The sequence below is a fragment of the Bacillus sp. ISL-78 genome, assembly GCF_018613455.1.
GTDB lineage: Bacteria > Bacillota > Bacilli > Bacillales > DSM-1321 > Peribacillus > Peribacillus frigoritolerans.
The window spans coordinates 276418-292759 of sequence record NZ_JAGGQC010000004.1; the positions used below are offsets into that span (position 1 = coordinate 276418).

Consider the following 16342-nt stretch of genomic DNA (forward strand, 5'->3'; position numbering starts at 1 on the left):
ATAATTGAAAATGATTCTCAAATTCGTTGACATAATCCTGTTAACGCCAGTACAATTAAATTAAATACGATATACAAACGTGATTGGAAAGGTAACTGGATATGTTATTAAAAAATTCATGGCAGAAATGGATGGGGCTGTTCATTACCATTCTTTTGCTGCTATTTTTACTGTGCTCAAGCATTGTATACGGTTATACGGATACAACATGGAAAATGGCCATCGATGCTTTTACCGATTTCAATGGAACGAATGAGCACATTGTCATTCAATCAGTCAGACTTCCGCGTGCCCTGATCGCTTCGGCAATCGGTGCAAGTTTGGCCATCTCGGGGGTTTTGATGCAAACGCTAACTAAAAACCCCCTTGCCTCCCCAGATATATTCGGGGTCAACGCCGGGGCGGGGTTGGCGGTGGTCACTGGTGTCACCGTTTTTGGGATAAGCAATCTTCAAGTATTCACATGGCTGTCATTCCTAGGGGCCGCCATAGCTGCGATAAGCATATTTATGATTGGAAGCATGGGACGCGGCGGTTTGACACCGATGAAGCTGACATTGGCAGGTGCAGCCATGACGGCGATGGTAGCTTCGCTTACACAAGGTCTTCTTGTTTCTAATGAGGCTCTTTTAGAGCAAGTCCTATTCTGGCTTGCCGGATCCGTTTCCGGTAGAAGCCTGGACAATTTAGTTGCCGTCCTGCCTTATCTTGTCGTAGGCTGGGGCCTTGCCTTGATCATGTCCGGTAAAATGAATGTGTTATCCATGGGTGAAGATGTTGCAAAAGGTCTTGGACTGAATATAGTATTCCTTAAACTGGTCCTGGGGCTGGCAATCATCCTGCTCTCTGGCGGATCAGTGGCGGTTGCGGGTCCGATTGGCTTTATAGGAATCGTCGTTCCGCATCTTACCCGTTCAATAGTTGGCATCGATCATCGCTGGCTGATTCCCTTCTCTGGACTTTTCGGGGCGGTGCTTTTGATTGCAGCCGATGTCATATCCAGGTATATCCTGATGCCTAGAGAAGTTCCGGTTGGAGTCATGACAGCCATAATCGGAACCCCATTCTTTATTTATATAGCTAGAAAGGGGTTCAGCGGTAGATGAAGTCATATAAGAGCTTTCGTTTGTTTAATGAAAAAATATCATTTTTGATGGATAAAAAAGCCATGATCGTGATTTTCATATTATTTTTAGTCACTTCACTAGTGTTTGTGATCAGTACTGGAGTGGGTGAAATGAATATAAATCCGCTAAGTGTCATCCAGGTCTTTATCGGAGGGGGGACGGAGAGCGATCGGCTTATCATCCAATCGTTCCGCCTGCCTAGAATAATTGTTGCCCTGTTAGTAGGGATGGGCCTTGCTGTAGCTGGGGGTATCCTTCAAGGGATGATTCGAAACCCACTTGCTTCGCCTGATATCTTGGGGATTACGGGAGGAGCGACTGTAGCGGTCGTTGGATTCTTGGCCATTTTCAGCGATAAGAACCATTCATTAACGGTGAGCATCAATTGGCTGCCTTTAGCTGCATTCATTGGGGCGACAGTCGTGGCCTTACTCGTTTATTCATTAGCCTGGAAAAATGGGGTTCCCCCGATCAGGCTTGTGTTGATCGGGATTGGGGTGATGGCTTTAATGAAGGCGCTCACTACGATGATGATGATTCTTGGCCCCGTCTATCAAGCGAGCCAGGCAAACCTTTGGATCACCGGATCAGTGTCGACCTCCACTTGGAATAATATCGCTGTACTGGCACCATGGACGATTCTATTCCTGTTAATTGCCTTCCTGTATGCCAGGAATATTAATTTACAGGAGCTAGGAGATGACCTGGCAACGGGGCTTGGGGGACATATCCAAAAACAGCGGTTTACATTATTGATGATCAGTACGGCCTTGATTGGCGGTTCCACAGCTTTTGCTGGGGGAATAGGATTTGTGGGATTAATGGCACCGCACATGGCCAGAAGGCTGGTTGGTTCTAGTTTTGGAGTGTTACTGCCGACTTCGGCATTACTTGGCGGCATCTTGGTTATGGTGGCGGATTTGATTGGACGGACCTTATTTTCCCCTTTGGAAATACCGGCTGGTGTCTTCACAGCGAGCATCGGGGCACCGTACTTCATTTATTTACTATATAAAACGAGGAATTCGTAATTCCGGTACATGCAAAAAAGAAGCAGCCATCCTAGGGATGGCTGCTTCTTTATTTCTTTAAGCTTCTTTAGCTGCTTCGATTTCGATGGTAAGCGTGATTTGATCGCCAATCAGTACGCCGCCTGTTTCTAATGCCGCGTTATAGGTTAGACCATAATCACTGCGTTTGACTTTCCCTTTTCCGCTGAAGCCTGCTTTTTCATTTCCCCATGGATCTTTCCCTTGGCCTTCAAAGGTGATGCTGAAAGTTTCTTCTTGTGTGACTCCGTTAAGAGTCACATTTCCAGTTACATCGTATTCATCTTCATCCGTTTTCACGATTTTCGTTGATTTGAATGTTAATGTAGGGTTTTTTTCTACATCAAAGAAGTCAGCGGAACGCAAGTGATTGTCCCTGTCTGCATTGCGTGTGTCGATACTTGCCACATCAACGGTAAAATCGATCTCTGCAGTCGTTAGATCCGATGGGTTTGCTAGAATGCTTGCCTCGAACTTATTAAAACTTCCTTTTACTTTAGCGATCATCATATGTTTTACGGAAAATTCTATAGCGCTGTGAGTCGGGTCGACTATCCAATTTGTTTTTGTCATGTTTATTCCTCCTGATTATTAATCTTGAATTTATATATCTTTAATTTGAGATATCTTAACTTAATGTAATTATAAGAGGTGAAAGCAATAGTGTCAACTGAAAGTTTTCCTTAATTTTGAAAACATGAAAAACCCTGTGCATTTATGGGGCACAGGGTTTTCAGACTGTAGACAAACTCGATGAAAATCAAGTTTGTCTCAGTTTTTATGAAGGTTTATAAAACCTCGAACGTCGATTTCCACTCCAGGCACTCGCTTTCCGCGGGCGGTCCGGGAGCCTCCTCGGCGCCTTGCGCCTGCGGGGTCTCCCCTCGACGCGCTTTTCCCGCAGGAGTCTCGCACCTTCCGTTCCAATCAACTTTGTTTTGAAATTTTAGGTAAAACCCTTTTGACTACAAACTTAAAGCCTGTGCATATATGGGGCACAGGGTCTTTTTATGAAGAAGAGTAAGCGGACATCTTTATTAATTGGCCTGTTCTTTCTCTTCTTGATTGGTCACTTTACCTGGCCAAAAGGCACGGCGGCCTAGGAGGGAGGTGATTGCAGGAACAAGGAACGGGCGCACAATGAATGTGTCCATTAACACACCAAGGGCGGTGATGAGCCCGAATTGGACCAATACTTGAATCGGAAGTGTGGCTAGAACGGAAAAAGTGGCTGCCAAGATTATTCCGGCGGAGGTGATGACACCGCTAGTTTCGGCAACACCTTTTCTGATGGCCTGCTTGATTGGCATCGTTTCTTTCTTACGCCAAATGCTTGAAACCATGAAAATGTTATAATCTTCTCCAAGTGCGACCAAGAATACGAAAGAATAAAGCGGAATTGTCCCCTCTATCGCATCGACACCCATGAAATAATGCAGGATGATCCAACCTAACCCCATAGCTGCAAAGAATGAGAGAATGACTGTCCCCATTAAATACACCATGGCTGTCACGGATCGTAAGTAGGCTAAAAGGAGCAAGGAAATCAGAACGATGATGATCGGGATGATCATGAATTCATCGGATTTGACGGTATCCCTTTTATCGAATTGAGTCGCAGTCTGCCCGCCAACCCAAACCTTTTCATCAACGGAAGATATATTGGCGTCCTTCAATTCTTGCTCCGCCATTGTGCGGATTTCCGGAATGGTATCTATGGCCTCGATATCATATGGATTGATGTTGAATGTGACCTCATAGGATTGCAGATCTTTATTCGATTTACTTGAAATTGGATCGGCAACAGTTTCAACAATATCCATTCCTTTTAATGCCGGTGCTAAATCAATATCTTCACCATCCGTATCGATAACCACTGTCGCCGGTGCCAGTTCGCCCGGTGAGTACGAGTCGGAAATGACAGAATAACCTTCACGGGAGTTCATATCTTCAGGGAAGGAAGAGAGAATATCATATGAATATTTTATTTGTGAAGAATATCCAGCTAAAACACTGAAGATGATCAGGCATGTAAGAATGACGGTCCATGGCTTGGTTGTGACGATATGACCAATCCAGTTACCAATGCGGCCTTCTTTGTGCTTTTTGACAGATTTCCCCTTTTTCTTGGCCCGTGCTTCTTCCATTTCAGGTGTACGCGGGACGATTGGGAAGAAGGAAGCCCTTCCGAAAACAGAAAGCAATGCAGGTACAAGTGTTAAAGCTGCCAGCATCATGATTAAAATCGACAAGCTGAATGGTACAGCGAAACGGTGATAGGCTCCGTATTTGGCTACAAGCAATGTTAACAGGGAGATGACGATCGTTAGTCCGCTCATCGCAATGGCGCCTGATGAATCTTTAAATGCGGCGATCATGGCTTTCCGTTTGCTTTCATGATTCCTTAATTCACTTCTGTAGTGAGAAATTAAAAATAGACAATAGTCCGTTCCGGCACCGAATAATAAAACGGTCATGATTGAAATGGCCTGTGAATCGACTGTAATCCAACCATGATCTGCCATGAAGCCAAGGATCGGGCTTGTGACAATATAGGCGAAGCCTACTCCGATTAAAGGAATTATGGCTAAAAGGGGGGACCGGTAAATGAGTAACAATACGACAAGTACAAGTATTACTGTCGCTAAAAGCAATTTGAAATCAGCACCTGAAAATAAACCCGTTGCATCGACTGATATTCCTACAGGGCCTGTCACTCGAAGGGATAATTCATCTGAATCGGTCGGGACCTTGAATGGATCCGTTCCAATGCGTTCCGTTACTGCTTCATTAATGCTTTCAAGATTTTTTTCGAGGATTTCAGTCTCGGTCTTTTCTTTAAAGAAAAGCGGCTGTACGAAAGTCGTTCCATCTTCTGAAACCGATCCTTTAAGAGCAGCCAACGGAATTTCATGAAGCGGCGGTAAGAAAGATTGCTGTGTCAATGGATTATCTGCCAGTTCCTTGGAAAGGTACTGAATTTCAGCCAAGTCGGCCTCCGTCAGTCCACCTTCCCGATGCCATGTAAGCAGGGCAGGTATTCCAGAGGAATTAGGAAACTCTTCTTTAATAAGTTCATCAGCCATGACAGAAGGTGAATCTTCTGGCAAGTCTGAGGCATTATTTGCTGTTCGATCATTAACGGCAGGCAATGTGAAGGTTAATGCGATTGCTGCAATTATCCATGCGGCAATGACAACCCAACGACTGGTTTTTCCGGACATCATCCTGCCAAGTCTTCCTATTATTGATTCGCCCAATGAAAGCACCCCGCTTTTTAAATTTTTTATCCTCATTTCATTATAGTGGTGTGATGTTGACTTATACAAAAATGGGTATGCTTACTCCAACTACTAAATGCTTCAAGTCGTTAATGGCATGAAAATAGGCTCATCGATATATAGGGGAAAAGTACTTATTTACCCAATTTCAATTAAATTATGAAGATTGAAGAGTTAAATATAGGAAATGAGGGAAAGTATAGTAGTATTGTGGCTTTTATTAACAAAGGAGGGATATTTTTTGTCTGATAAATCCAAAAAAACAAATGATGAAACGAATGAAACATTAACGAACAGGCAGGGGCACCCGGTAACGAATAACCAGAGTCTAAGAACGGTAGGGAACAGAGGTCCTAGTACACTTGAGAACTATGATTTCCTGGAAAAGATCAGCCATTTCGATAGGGAGCGTATCCCTGAACGGGTTGTGCATGCCCGCGGTGCAGGTGCGCATGGTTATTTCGTTCCGACCGGTAAAGCGGGGGACGAGCCGATTTCAAAATATACGAGAGCGAAGGTTTTTCAGGAAGAAGGTAAAAAAACCCCGGTATTCGTGAGATTTTCATCTGTTATTCATGGAGGGACGTCCCCGGAAACGTTACGTGACCCAAGGGGATTTGCCGTTAAATTTTATACGGAAGATGGAAACTGGGATCTTGTAGGCAATAACCTGAAAATTTTCTTTATCCGTGATGCCATGAAATTCCCGGATTTGATTCATGCCTTCAAACCGGATCCGGTCACGAATATTCAGGACGGCAGGAGGATATTCGACTTTTGCTCGAGTTCGCCTGAAACATTCCATATGGTTACCTTTGTGTTTTCCCCATGGGGCATCCCTGCTAACTACCGCATGATGCAAGGATCAGGGGTCAATACTTATAAATGGGTGAATGAGGAAGGGAAAGCGGTGCTCGTCAAGTATCATTGGGAACCGAAACAAGGGATCAAGAACCTGACGCAGCAAGAGGCCAATGAAATTCAAGCTACGAATTTCAATCATGCCACACAGGATCTATATGAAGCGATCGAACGCGGGGACTATCCGGAATGGGATCTCAACGTACAGATCATGAGTGATGATGATCATCCTGAGTTGGATTTCGATCCGCTGGATGATACGAAGATCTGGCCGAAAGATGAGTTCCCGTGGCTGCATGTCGGTACAATGGTATTGAATAAAAACCCTGAAGACTATTTCACTGAAGTCGAACAGGCTGCATTCGGTACCGGTGTCCTAGTGGATGGACTGGATTTTTCTGATGACAAGATGTTACAGGGACGTACATTCTCTTATTCCGATACCCAGCGTCACCGTGTTGGCGCGAATTATTTGCAACTGCCGATCAATGCTCCTAAGAAACGAACTGCCACGAATCAGACTGGCGGACAGATGCAATATGAAGTGGGCAGAGGCAGCCAAAGCCCCCACATCAACTACGAACCATCCACTGTCGGCGGCTTGAAGGAAGCCAATCAAACGGGCAGAGAGTATACACCTATGGTGGAAGGGAAACTGGTCCGTGAGACAATCGATCGACAAAACAATACGAAACAGGCCGGGGAAACGTTCCGGGAATTCGAGGATTGGGAAAAAGACGATTTAATTTCCAATTTAGTGGCGGCATTGGCTCCTGCCGACAAGCGCATTCAGGAAAAAATGATAGCACTTGCCGAAGAGGCCGATGAAGAGTATGGCCGCAGGTTGAAAGAGGGACTGGCCGCAGCCTCTGAACATACGGAATCTTCAAAACCACTGGGTGGGACGGATAACCCTGAGGACGCCGTTAGAAAAGGACATGAAGCGGATCCATATTGATTGGACTGAAAAGAAGCAAACTTCCTTATAAAGGGGTTTGCCTCTTTTTTTTATGGGCATAATTAATGGATGTGTGGATGCTCTTCCAAAGATGCCTTGAAAATCAGGCAGGAAATTGATTGGCAAAAAACTTCATAATCATTTAAACTGAAACTACTCTATTTTTCTCTTATAAAGGAGATGAAAAAATGATTAAAATTCTTTCTGCCCTTTTCCTTCCTTGTCTACTTGTCATGCTATTTTCAAGAGTCACCTATAACAATGTCGTAGGCCTTGTTTTAACTGTTGCCTTGATTACAGCTTCCGCATATAAAGGTTATACGCATACAAACTTATTGATCATCGTAGATGCCTTATCCCTGACAGTGGGATTTTGGTTATCAAAAAGAATGATGAAACGTACATCCAAGAGCGCCTGACATCAAAGGTGCTTTTTTTGTACTCAAACATGTCATTCCCCTTAACACATCATGAAGTTCATTAAAACAAAAATCGAATGGATGTTCGCTTATTGCTGGTTTGTTTTAAGGCTATTGTGGTAGAATGTGTATATATGCTTTATTAAACCGGAATAAATAGAAGGGATATAGGCATGTCCCGTTTTCATATAAAAATATTTCAATAGGAGGCCATGCTTGGTGAAGGATAAGTTTGAGTTAGTCTCAAAATACTCTCCTCAAGGAGATCAGCCGGCAGCAATTGAAATGCTGGTCGAAGGGATTAAGGAAGGCAAGGAAATGCAGACGCTATTGGGGGCAACGGGTACAGGGAAAACGTTCACCGTTTCCAATGTGATCCAAAAGATCAATAAACCGACTCTTGTCATTGCCCACAATAAAACGTTGGCAGGGCAGCTTTACAGTGAGTTCAAAGAGTTCTTCCCTAATAATGCCGTCGAATACTTCGTTAGCTATTATGATTACTACCAGCCAGAGGCTTATGTTCCATCCACGGATACATTCATTGAAAAAGATGCAAGCATCAATGACGAAATCGATAAATTGCGCCACTCGGCAACATCATCTTTGTTCGAAAGGAAAGATGTCATCATCATTGCCAGTGTTTCGTGCATATATGGACTCGGTTCTCCTGAAGAGTACCGGGAGATGGTCGTTTCCCTCCGAACAGGCATGGAAATAGACCGGAATGCCTTGCTTCACAGACTCGTGGATATTCAATATGAGAGGAATGATATTGCTTTCCAACGGGGGACCTTCCGCGTTCGCGGCGACGTCGTCGAAATTTTCCCGGCCTCCCGTGATGAGCATTGTGTACGGGTCGAGTTTTTCGGGGATGAGATTGACCGTATCCGTGAAGTCGATGCCCTGACCGGTGAAATTACCGGTGAACGTGAACATATCGCCATTTTCCCGGCTTCCCACTTCGTAACCCGCGAAGAGAAAATGCGGATAGCCATTCAAAATATCGAAACGGAACTGGAAGAGAGATTGAAGGAATTAAGGGAAGATGAAAAGCTCCTTGAAGCACAGCGCTTGGAGCAGCGGACCCGCTATGATTTGGAAATGATGCGGGAAATGGGCTTTTGTTCTGGGATCGAGAACTATTCCCGCCATTTGACCCTTCGGCCTTCAGGTGCGACACCATACACTTTAATGGACTACTTTCCGGAGGACTTCCTATTGGTCGTGGATGAATCACATGTAACCCTTTCGCAAATCCGCGGAATGTTCAATGGAGATCAGGCGCGGAAGCAAGTGCTCGTCGACCATGGCTTCCGTCTGCCGTCTGCAAAAGATAACCGCCCGCTAAGATTTGAAGAATTTGAAAAAAAGGTCCATCAATCCATATTCGTTTCGGCAACTCCGGGTCCATATGAACTCGAACATACGCCAGAAATGGTTCAGCAAATCATCCGTCCTACCGGATTGCTGGATCCGACGGTAGAAGTGCGGCCGATTGAAGGGCAGATAGATGACCTGATCGGTGAAATACAGGAGCGGGTCAAAAAGAACGAGCGTGTGCTCATAACGACCTTGACGAAAAAAATGTCTGAAGATTTAACTGATTATTTAAAGGAAATCGGCATCAAGGTCCAATATCTTCATTCGGAAGTGAAGACCTTGGAAAGGATAGAAATCATCCGGGAACTCCGAATGGGCAAATATGATGTACTCGTTGGAATCAACCTTTTAAGGGAAGGCCTGGATATTCCGGAAGTGTCGTTAGTGACCATTCTGGATGCCGATAAGGAAGGGTTCCTACGCTCGGAACGTTCGCTTATTCAAACGATGGGCCGTGCAGCCCGTAATGCCAACGGCCATGTCATCATGTATGCAGACCGCATCACGAATTCGATGGAACTTGCCATCAATGAAACGAGGCGGCGCCGTGAAATCCAGGAGAAGTATAATGAAGAGCATGGAATAATGCCTCAAACCATTCAAAAGGATATCCGTGACTCCATAAGGGCGACGCATGTAGCCGAAGAAGGCGAAGAGTATAAGGAAGATCTTGCACCAAGCCTTGCGAAGCTCCCTAAAAAAGAGCGTTTAAAAGTGATGGCAAGCATGGAAAAGGAAATGAAGGAAGCGGCAAAGGCACTGGACTTCGAGCGAGCTGCCGAGCTGCGTGATTTATTACTAGAGTTAAAAGCGGAAGGGTGACGAAACATGGCAATGGATAAGATTGTGATAAAAGGCGCCAGGGCCAACAATTTAAAGAATATTGATATCACGATACCGAGGGACAAACTTGTTGTGCTGACCGGATTATCCGGATCAGGAAAGTCCTCCTTGGCTTTTGATACGATTTATGCAGAAGGGCAAAGACGTTATGTAGAATCACTGTCCGCTTATGCTCGTCAATTCTTAGGCCAAGTGGATAAACCGGATGTCGATGCGATCGAAGGTTTGTCACCAGCCATTTCCATAGACCAGAAAACGACCAGTCGGAATCCTCGTTCAACCGTAGGGACTGTTACGGAGATCTATGATTATTTAAGGCTGTTATTTGCACGGGTCGGCAGGCCGACATGCCCGATCCATAATATTGAAATCACCTCACAAACGATCGAACAAATGGTGGACCGCATTCTTGATTACCCTGAGAGAACCAAGCTTCAAGTATTGGCACCGCTCGTCTCAGGCAGAAAAGGGACACATGCAAAAGTCTTGGAGGATGTTAAGAAACAAGGTTATGTCCGCATTCGTGTGGACGGGGAAATGCATGATCTCAGTGAGGAAATCACTCTCGAAAAAAATAAGAAACATTCGATTGAAGTCATCATTGACCGGATCGTCATTAAAGAGGGGATCATGGCCAGGCTTGCAGATTCATTGGAAAGTGCTTTGCAGCTTGGCGAAGGCAAAGTCATCATTGACGTAATGGGTGAGGAAGAGCTGCTTTTCAGTGAACATCATGCTTGTCCATACTGCGGATTTTCGATTGAAGAGTTAGAGCCGAGGATGTTTTCCTTCAATAGCCCGTTCGGGGCCTGCCCGGATTGTGATGGCTTGGGGGCGAGGCTTGAGGTGGACCGTGATCTCGTCATCCCGAATAACGAATTAAGCCTCCGGCAACATGCGATTGCGCCATGGGAGCCGACGAGTTCTCAATATTATCCTCAGCTCCTTGAAGCGGTGGCCAACCATTATGGAATAGATATGGATGTGCCCGTTAAAGACTTACCGGAAGAGAAGATGGATAAGGTCTTGCTTGGTTCAGGTAAAGATAAGATATATTTCCGTTATAAAAATGATTTTGGAAGAGTGCAAGAAGGATATATTCCTTTTGAAGGAGTTTTAAGAAACATCGAAAGACGCTTCAAGGAGACGAGTTCAGACTATATTCGTGAGCAAATGCAGAAATACATGTCAGAACATCACTGTCCAACCTGTAAGGGTCACCGTTTGAAGAAAGAGAGTCTTTCCGTGCTCATTCAAGGGGTCCATATAAGTGAAACGACAGCTTTATCAGTGGAAGATGCGTTAGTATTTTTCAATGAGCTTGATTTGACTGAAAAGGAAGCGGCAATTGCGAGATTGATTTTACGTGAAATTCGTGAGCGGCTCGGTTTCCTGGCTAATGTAGGTTTGGAATATTTGACGTTGAGCAGGGCAGCGGGAACATTATCCGGCGGTGAAGCGCAGCGTATAAGATTGGCGACGCAGATCGGTTCCCGTTTAACGGGAGTCCTCTATATTTTGGATGAACCTTCAATAGGGCTGCATCAGAGGGATAACGATCGATTGATCGAAACATTGAAGAATATGCGCGAAATCGGGAACACCCTGATTGTTGTAGAGCATGATGAAGATACGATGATTGCTGCGGATTATTTGATCGATGTTGGTCCAGGAGCTGGAGCGCACGGAGGAGAAATAGTGGCCGCTGGTACTCCGGAAGAGGTCATGAATGATCCCAAATCCTTAACGGGTCAATATTTGGCTGGGAAGAAATTCATTCCATTGCCATCCGAACGGCGGAAAAACGATGGCCGTGTCATTGAGATAAAAGGTGCCAAGGAAAATAATCTGAAAAACGTTAATGTCAAATTCCCACTTGGGGTCTTCACAGCCGTTACAGGAGTTTCTGGATCAGGGAAAAGTACATTAGTGAATGAAATCCTCCATAAATCTTTGGCTCAAAAGCTGAATCGGGCAAAAGCCAGACCAGGCGATTTCCGCGAGATTAAGGGAGTTGAGCATTTAGATAAAGTCATTGATATTGACCAATCACCAATCGGCAGGACCCCACGATCGAATCCAGCTACCTATACGGGTGTATTCGATGATGTTCGTGACGTATTTGCCTCGACTAATGAAGCGAAGATACGCGGTTATAAAAAAGGCAGGTTCAGTTTCAATGTGAAGGGCGGCCGCTGTGAAGCATGCCGTGGTGATGGCATTATCAAGATTGAAATGCACTTTCTCCCAGATGTATATGTCCCGTGTGAAATCTGTCATGGTAAGCGTTATAACCGGGAAACACTTGAAGTCAAATATAAAGGGAAAAACATATCAGACATCCTCGATATGACAGTCGAGGAAGGCGTTAGTTTCTTTGAAAATATCCCGAAAATCAAACGGAAGCTACAAACGATTTATGACGTTGGTTTGGGTTACATCAAGCTTGGGCAGCCTGCCACCACTTTATCAGGCGGTGAAGCGCAAAGGGTGAAACTCGCTTCTGAATTGCATCGCCGTTCCACTGGGCGCTCATTTTATATCTTGGATGAACCGACTACCGGACTTCATGTCCACGATATAGCAAGGCTGCTCCAGGTGCTTCAGCGGCTGGTTGACAATGGGGATACAGTATTGGTTATCGAACATAATCTGGATGTCATCAAGACGGCGGACCATATTATTGACCTTGGACCGGAAGGCGGAGATAAGGGCGGTACGATCGTCACTTATGGAACACCCGAAAAAATATGTGAAGTTTCCGAATCGTATACGGGAAAATACTTAAAACCTGTACTCACCCGTGATCAAATTCGTATGGAAAATTGGATTGAAGAAAAAGAAACAGAGCATGAACATGCTTAAAAGAACAAGCCATCAGGCTTGTTTTTTTGTAGAAAAATGACGGTGTGCATTTAATCAATCATTTGATTAAAGAATGGGAAAACAAGATATTTCCGGGGAAATCAGACATCTTCCTTTTCGGAAATTGTCATTATCGTTTGTCGAATGATGGGAAAACTGGTATTTATGAAACTTTTTAGATATCTAGGCGTATGTATGAATAAAATGATAGAAGAAAGCGAGGAATGTTCATGCAGGAGGAAAGAAAGAAAATTTTAGAAATGATTCAGGATGGAAAGTTATCGGCGGAAGAAGCCATGGGCCTATTGGAAGAATTAGATAAAGCCAGTCAGGAAAGTGAAGCTAAAGAGCAGAAATTGCAAAATGAATTATCGACGGTAGTCGTGGATAAGAAAAGTGAAGGAAGCAATCAGGATACGTTTAAGAAGAATATCCAGTCATCGAAAGAAAAGATTATGGATTTCGTTGAAAGTGCTTTTAAGAAAATCAAAGAAACGGATCTTGATTTCAATTTCGGGAAATCTGTGGAGGTCAGTCATATTTTCCAGCATGATCAAGATTTCCTGAATGTAGTTGATGTAGATATTGCGAATGGGAAAATAAAAATCGCCGCATGGGACCATGATGATGTCCGGGTGGAATGCCAAGCTAAGGTATACCGTGTGGAAGATATAGAAGAAGCCAGGAAAAACTTTTTGGAAGAAGTCGATTTCACGATTGAAAATGGTAAATTGAAGTTCAAGGTTCGTGAAAAATCCATAAAGGTTGATACGACCATGTACATTCCAAGAAAGGAATATGAGGACATTCATGTAAGGATGTTCAATGGCGCAATCACGGCTGAATCATTGAAATCTGAGAACTTTAAAGCGAAAACGGCGAATGGTGCCATTCATATCATGCAAGGTACGGGTGATTTCTGTGAGCTTGAAACTGGTAACGGGATGATTACCATTTCAGATACCAATTTTAATGACTTGGAAGCCGAGACCCTAAATGGAGCGATTAATGCCGATGGGTACTTCAAAAAATTGGATGTTCAAACGTTCAATGGTGAAGTCATCTGTACAAATTCGGGGATGGATTGCGATTCGATCCATGCTAAGTCAGTCACTGGAAAAGTCCAGCTGACCCTGCCTCCAGGCAAGGCGATCGAAGGAGAGTTGAAATCCAATTTAGGAAGCTTTAATGTAACTTTGGAAGGGATGACCATCATCGAAGAGAAAAGTGATGTGGTTCAGAAGGTCCTTAAGTTCAAGACGGTCAAAGAAGAGGTTCCTGTACTTCATGTTTTTGCAGAAACGAAGACTGCAGCGATAACGGTTTCCTGAAAGGGAAAGTTCACAGGCGGCGTAAACTGCAGGCAAACTCAATGGAAAACGAGTTTGCCTGCAGTTTTTTTTTGGCTTTTTCCGAGTTTAAATACAAGGTTGAGTGCCTGGAGCGGAAATCAACATCCAATTTGTATTGATACCATACCTAAGGGTTGCTTGGGAGTTGGCTCGCGAACATCATTTGATGAAATATACGTTTTCCTAACCCTTTTGTCCCTTAAATTGAGCCGGCCAATAAAAATGGCGGGCTTTCTTTTATTTTGATGTAAGGATTCATGTATGTTCATCCTCATCTCTTTCCTGTTCATGCGGCCCATCCGGGTGGAGTGAATAAAAAAACGATAAATCGATAATGCATTGTTTGGTTATTAACAGAAAAATGCTAAAATAGAAAAAGTATCTCAAAAAATAGCATCGCTCCAAAAGGAGGAAAGATATATGGCAAAAGTCCGTACAAAGGATATAGTAGAAGCGTTCGGTCTAGAACTTATCAGTGGGGAAGAAGGAATTAACCGACCGATCGTCACGAGTGATTTATCTCGTCCCGGACTTGAAATAGCCGGTTTTTTTGATTATTATCCCGCAGATCGAGTACAGCTTTTAGGTATGACGGAGATGTCCTTTTTTAATCGGTTGAATGAACCGGATCGAATACAGAGGATGGAAGAGTTGTGCCGGGACTTTACTCCAGGCATCATCATTACGCGTGGTCAGGAAGTGCCGATAGAATTGATCGAAGCTTCTGAGCGGGAATCCGTTCCTGTGATGAAATCCAACATGAAGACGACAAGGTTATACAGCCGTCTGACCAATTTCCTTGAAAGCAGGTTGGCGCCAACCACTGCCGTTCATGGTGTATTGGTGGATATCTATGGGTTGGGTGTGTTGATCACCGGTAAAAGCGGAGTCGGTAAAAGTGAGACAGCCCTGGAATTAGTGAAACGGGGTCATCGTCTCGTAGCCGATGACTGCGTCGAAATCAGGCAGGAAGATCAAGATACGCTAGTCGGGAATGCCCCGGATTTAATCGAACATCTTCTTGAAATAAGGGGATTGGGAATCATAAATGTAATGACACTTTTTGGAGCTGGTGCAGTCCGCAGCAATAAAAAGATCTCAATCGTCATCAATCTGGAACTATGGGAGAAAAATAAGCAGTATGACCGGGTTGGCCTTGATGAAGAGAAAATGAAAATCATCGATACGGAAGTGACGAAAATTACCGTACCTGTCCGTCCAGGGCGAAACTTAGCTGTTATCATTGAAGTGGCAGCCATGAATTACCGCCTGAAACGAATGGGGGTAAATGCTGCAGAACAGTTTTCAGATCGCTTGAACCATGCCATTGCAGATCCGGAACATGATGAATTTTAAAAGGTTATAGGAAAAGAGGGAACGAAATGGAACAAGGAATACAGCCGCTGAATCCGATAGCGATTGATCTAGGTCCCATTCAGGTACATTGGTATGGGCTAATCATCGGTTTCGGTGTGTTATTGGGTCTTATTATCGCATTAAGGGAGTCGGAGCGAAGAGGTCTTGATAAGGAAATATTTACCGATTTGATTTTGTTTGCTGTCCCGATCGCGATCATTAGTGCCCGTATTTATTATGTGATCTTCCAATGGGAGTACTATTCACAAAACCCGGGGGATATCATAAAAATATGGAATGGCGGAATTGCCATACATGGTGCGTTGATTGGATCGGTGCTGACTGCGATCGTTTTTGCAAAGGTCAAGAAGGTCTCATTTTGGAAGCTGGTGGATATTGCTGCACCAAGCTTATTGTTAGGGCAGGCGATTGGCCGTTGGGGTAACTTCATGAATCAGGAAGCGCATGGCGGAGAAATAACAAGGTCATTCCTTGAAAATATGCATTTGCCTGAATTCATCATAAATCAAATGTACATAAACGGTACGTATTATCACCCGACCTTCTTGTATGAATCGATTTGGAATATTCTCGGAGTCATTATTCTCTTAAGTTTACGGAAAGTGAACTTGCGCAGGGGGGAACTGTTTTTAACCTATGTAATATGGTATTCCATCGGACGTTATTACATTGAGGGATTACGGACGGACAGTTTGATGCTGACGGAGTCACTGCGTATCGCACAAGTGATTTCAATTGTGTTGATAATTGTAGCCATTGTTTTAGTGGTCTATAGAAGGGTTCGCGGGCATGCAGACAAAAGATATTTAGATGCATAGGTAATATGT

Annotated in this window: 11 protein-coding genes; 9 read left to right on the forward strand and 2 right to left on the reverse strand. The window is 44.2% G+C overall.

The window, feature by feature from the left end:
• Nucleotides 1-101: 101 nt before the first annotated feature.
• Both J7I96_RS06890 and J7I96_RS06895 read left to right on the forward strand, forming a co-directional pair.
• Nucleotides 102-1106, forward strand: a complete 1005-nt coding sequence (locus J7I96_RS06890; RefSeq protein WP_214772991.1) for a FecCD family ABC transporter permease — start codon at nucleotides 102-104, stop codon at nucleotides 1104-1106.
• Nucleotides 1103-2158 (forward strand): FecCD family ABC transporter permease, encoded by a 1056-nt coding sequence (locus J7I96_RS06895; protein ID WP_214922686.1) that lies wholly within the window; start codon nucleotides 1103-1105, stop codon nucleotides 2156-2158. Before J7I96_RS06890 ends, J7I96_RS06895 begins: the two co-directional genes overlap by 4 nt.
• Nucleotides 2159-2215: 57 nt before the next feature.
• On the opposite strand, the gene J7I96_RS06900 is transcribed toward J7I96_RS06895, so the two are convergent.
• Nucleotides 2216-2749 carry a YceI family protein gene (locus J7I96_RS06900; protein WP_214922685.1) on the reverse strand — a complete coding sequence of 178 codons (534 nt, stop codon included), beginning with the start codon at nucleotides 2747-2749 and terminating at the stop codon, nucleotides 2216-2218.
• A 464-nt stretch (nucleotides 2750-3213) separates the two neighbouring features.
• Entirely contained in the window at nucleotides 3214-5403 is a 2190-nt protein-coding gene (locus tag J7I96_RS06905; protein ID WP_251029125.1) for an MMPL family transporter, read from the reverse strand.
• A 295-nt stretch (nucleotides 5404-5698) separates the two neighbouring features.
• On the opposite strand from J7I96_RS06905, the gene J7I96_RS06910 reads away from it, so the two are divergent.
• The 7 genes from J7I96_RS06910 (at nucleotide 5699) to lgt (ending at nucleotide 16333) form a co-directional block, all read left to right on the forward strand.
• On the forward strand, nucleotides 5699-7276 hold the full coding sequence (locus J7I96_RS06910; protein ID WP_251029110.1) for a catalase: 1578 nt from the start codon (nucleotides 5699-5701) through the stop codon (nucleotides 7274-7276).
• 188 nt (nucleotides 7277-7464) lie between these two features.
• Nucleotides 7465-7695 carry a CsbA family protein gene (locus J7I96_RS06915; protein ID WP_034309928.1) on the forward strand — a complete coding sequence of 77 codons (231 nt, stop codon included), beginning with the start codon at nucleotides 7465-7467 and terminating at the stop codon, nucleotides 7693-7695.
• A 219-nt stretch (nucleotides 7696-7914) separates the two neighbouring features.
• Nucleotides 7915-9900, forward strand: a complete 1986-nt coding sequence (uvrB, locus tag J7I96_RS06920) for an excinuclease ABC subunit UvrB (protein ID WP_048684098.1) — start codon at nucleotides 7915-7917, stop codon at nucleotides 9898-9900.
• A gap of 6 nt (nucleotides 9901-9906) precedes the next feature.
• Nucleotides 9907-12786, forward strand: a complete 2880-nt coding sequence (uvrA, locus tag J7I96_RS06925; protein WP_214922683.1) for an excinuclease ABC subunit UvrA — start codon at nucleotides 9907-9909, stop codon at nucleotides 12784-12786.
• A gap of 230 nt (nucleotides 12787-13016) precedes the next feature.
• Entirely contained in the window at nucleotides 13017-14117 is a 1101-nt protein-coding gene (locus J7I96_RS06930) for a DUF4097 family beta strand repeat-containing protein (protein ID WP_095390852.1), read from the forward strand.
• Between the two features lie 441 nt (nucleotides 14118-14558).
• Entirely contained in the window at nucleotides 14559-15494 is a 936-nt protein-coding gene (gene hprK / locus J7I96_RS06935) for an HPr(Ser) kinase/phosphatase (RefSeq protein ID WP_214772998.1), read from the forward strand.
• Nucleotides 15495-15520: 26 nt separating this feature from the next.
• A complete protein-coding gene (gene lgt / locus J7I96_RS06940; RefSeq protein WP_214772999.1) occupies nucleotides 15521-16333 on the forward strand; it encodes a prolipoprotein diacylglyceryl transferase in 813 nt (270 codons plus the stop codon).
• Nucleotides 16334-16342: the final 9 nt, after the last annotated feature.

Excerpts from the sequence above, each read along its gene's own strand:
- J7I96_RS06890 (WP_214772991.1), top strand. The coding sequence starts at position 102 with ATGTTATTAAAAAATTCATGGCAGAAATGGATGGGGCTGTTCATTACC.
- J7I96_RS06895 (WP_214922686.1), top strand. The coding sequence starts at position 1,103 with ATGAAGTCATATAAGAGCTTTCGTTTGTTTAATGAAAAAATATCATTT.
- J7I96_RS06900 (WP_214922685.1), bottom strand. The coding sequence starts at position 2,749 with ATGACAAAAACAAATTGGATAGTCGACCCGACTCACAGCGCTATAGAA.
- J7I96_RS06905 (WP_251029125.1), bottom strand. The coding sequence starts at position 5,403 with ATGATGTCCGGAAAAACCAGTCGTTGGGTTGTCATTGCCGCATGGATA.
- J7I96_RS06915 (WP_034309928.1), top strand. The coding sequence starts at position 7,465 with ATGATTAAAATTCTTTCTGCCCTTTTCCTTCCTTGTCTACTTGTCATG.
- uvrA (WP_214922683.1), top strand. The coding sequence starts at position 9,907 with ATGGCAATGGATAAGATTGTGATAAAAGGCGCCAGGGCCAACAATTTA.
- J7I96_RS06930 (WP_095390852.1), top strand. The coding sequence starts at position 13,017 with ATGCAGGAGGAAAGAAAGAAAATTTTAGAAATGATTCAGGATGGAAAG.
- hprK (WP_214772998.1), top strand. The coding sequence starts at position 14,559 with ATGGCAAAAGTCCGTACAAAGGATATAGTAGAAGCGTTCGGTCTAGAA.
- lgt (WP_214772999.1), top strand. The coding sequence starts at position 15,521 with ATGGAACAAGGAATACAGCCGCTGAATCCGATAGCGATTGATCTAGGT.